The organism is Clostridium sp. DL1XJH146 (assembly GCF_054819755.1).
Map to the genome: position 1 here is coordinate 1 of NZ_JBTVVN010000086.1, position 2,955 is coordinate 2,955.

Sequence of the window (2,955 nt, forward strand, 5' to 3'; positions counted from 1 at the left end):
ATTGCAAATTGCACATTCAAATAAAGAAACGTCACTGTAACAAAACGTTGATTAAGATATAAAGGGCGTACGGTGAATGCCTTGGCACTAGGAGCCGATGAAGGACGCGATAAGCTGCGATAAGCTTCGGGTAGGTGCAAACAACCTATGATCCGGAGATTTCCGAATGGGGAAACCTACATGTTTACATGTACCATATACTGAATTAATAGGTATATGGAGGTACACTCGGGGAACTGAAACATCTAAGTACCCGAAGGAAGAGAAAGAAAAATCGATTTCCGGAGTAGCGGCGAGCGAAATGGAAAGAGCCCAAACCAGAGTCTTGACTCTGGGGTTGTGGATAGACTATCAAAGATTGATTATTTTAACCGAATAGAACTGGAAAGTTCAGCCGTAGAGGGTAATAGCCCTGTAGGTGAAAAAATAAGATTTCGAAGTCTAATCCAGAGTACCACGGGACACGAGAAACCCCGTGGGAAGCAGGGAGGACCACCTCCCAAGGCTAAATACTACCTAGTGACCGATAGTGAAGAAGTACCGTGAGGGAAAGGTGAAAAGAACCCCGTGAGGGGAGTGAAATAGAATCTGAAACCGTATGCCTACAATCGGTCGGAGCACATTTATGTGTGACGGCGTGCTTTTTGTAGAACGAGCCAACGAGTTACGGTATGCAGCAAGGTTAAGCACTTCTGGTGCGCAGCCGAAGGGAAACCGAGTCTGAATAGGGCGACTAGTTGCATGCTGTAGACCCGAAACCGAGTGACCTATCCATGGTCAGGTTGAAGCGGAAGTAAAATTCCGTGGAGGACCGAACCACGTTGCTGTTGAAAAAGCATGGGATGAACTGTGGATAGCGGAGAAATTCCAATCGAACTCGGAGATAGCTGGTTCTCCTCGAAATAGCTTTAGGGCTAGCGTCGGGTTATTGAGTAATGGAGGTAGAGCACTGAATGGGCTAGGGGCTATTGCAGTTACCGAACCTTATCAAACTCCGAATGCCATTAACTTTTACCCCGGCAGTCAGACTGCGAATGATAAGATACGTAGTCAAAAGGGAAAGAACCCAGATCATCAGCTAAGGTCCCAAAGTGTAAGTTAAGTGGAAAAGGATGTGAGATTTCAAAGACAACTAGGATGTTGGCTCAGAAGCAGCCACTCATTCAAAGAGTGCGTAATAGCTCACTAGTCGAGAGATCTTGCGCCGAAAATGTAACGGGGCTAAACTTACCACCGAAGCTATGGACTCGAAAGAGTGGTAGAGGAGCTTTCTGTATGGGCTGAAGTCATACCGTAAGGAGTGGTGGACTGTACAGAAGTGAGAATGTTGGCATGAGTAGCGAAAAATAGGTGAGAATCCTATTGACCGAATATCTAAGGTTTCCTGGGGAAGGCTCGTCCTCCCAGGGTTAGTCGGGACCTAAGCTGAGGCCGAAAGGCGTAGGTGATGGACAATTGGTTGATATTCCAATACCGATTTTATGCGTTTGACAGATGGGATGACGCAGGAGGATAAGATTTGCGCACTATTGGATGTGCGTCTAAGCACTTAGACTGTAGAGACAGGAAAATCCGTTTCTACTTAAGGTTGAGGTGTTATGGGGAGCCTTCGGGCGAAGTATCTGATTCCACGCTGCCAAGAAAAGTCTCTATGAAGTATAAAATTGCCCGTACCGCAAACCGACACAGGTAGATGAGGAGAGAATCCTAAGGTCGTCGGAAGAATTACTGCTAAGGAACTCGGCAAATTGACCCCGTAACTTCGGGAGAAGGGGTGCCTGCGAGAGCAGGCCGCAGTGACAAGGCCCAAGCAACTGTTTATCAAAAACACAGGTTTCTGCTAAACCGTAAGGTGATGTATAGGAGCTGACGCCTGCCCGGTGCTGGAAGGTTAAGGGGAATAGTTAGCGCAAGCGAAGCTATGAACTTAAGCCCCAGTAAACGGCGGCCGTAACTATAACGGTCCTAAGGTAGCGAAATTCCTTGTCGGGTAAGTTCCGACCCGCACGAATGGCGTAATGATTTGGGCACTGTCTCGGCAGTAAATCCGGTGAAATTGTAGTGCAAGTGAAGATGCTTGCTACCCGCGGTTGGACGGAAAGACCCCGTAGAGCTTTACTGTAGCTTAGCATTGAATTTCGGTATTGTCTGTACAGGATAGGTGGGAGACTTAGAAGCATGGGCGTCAGCTTATGTGGAGTCATCCTTGGGATACCACCCTGACAGTACTGGAATTCTAACTGGCGGCCATGAATCTGGTCACAGGACATTGCTAGGTGGGCAGTTTGACTGGGGCGGTCGCCTCCTAAAAGGTAACGGAGGCGCCCAAAGGTTCCCTCAGCGCGGTCGGAAATCGCGCGAAGAGTGCAAAGGCAGAAGGGAGCCTGACTGCGACACATACAGGTGGAGCAGGGACGAAAGTCGGGCTTAGTGATCCGGTGGTTCTGTGTGGAAGGGCCATCGCTCAACGGATAAAAGCTACCTCGGGGATAACAGGCTGATCTCCCCCAAGAGTTCACATCGACGGGGAGGTTTGGCACCTCGATGTCGGCTCGTCGCATCCTGGGGCTGAAGTCGGTCCCAAGGGTTGGGCTGTTCGCCCATTAAAGCGGCACGCGAGCTGGGTTCAGAACGTCGTGAGACAGTTCGGTCCCTATCCGCCGTGGGCGCAGGAAATTTGAGAGGAGCTGTCCTTAGTACGAGAGGACCGGGATGGACCAACCTCTGGTGCACCAGTTGTCACGCCAGTGGCATTGCTGGGTAGCTATGTTGGGACGGGATAAACGCTGAAAGCATCTAAGCGTGAAGCCCACCTCAAGATTAGATTTCCCATAACATAAGTTAGTAAGACCCCTGGAAGACTACCAGGTTGATAGGCTGGAGGTGTAAGCGCAGTAATGTGTTCAGCTGACCAGTACTAATAGGTCGAGGGCTTATTCAACAATTTATACAGTG

At 49.3% G+C, this 2,955-nt stretch carries 1 rRNA gene; it reads left to right on the top strand.

Going from position 1 to position 2,955, the window contains the following annotated elements:
• Positions 1-49: 49 nt before the first annotated feature.
• A 23S ribosomal RNA gene (locus ACVHXK_RS18560) occupies positions 50-2,941 on the top strand.
• Positions 2,942-2,955 lie beyond the last annotated feature (14 nt).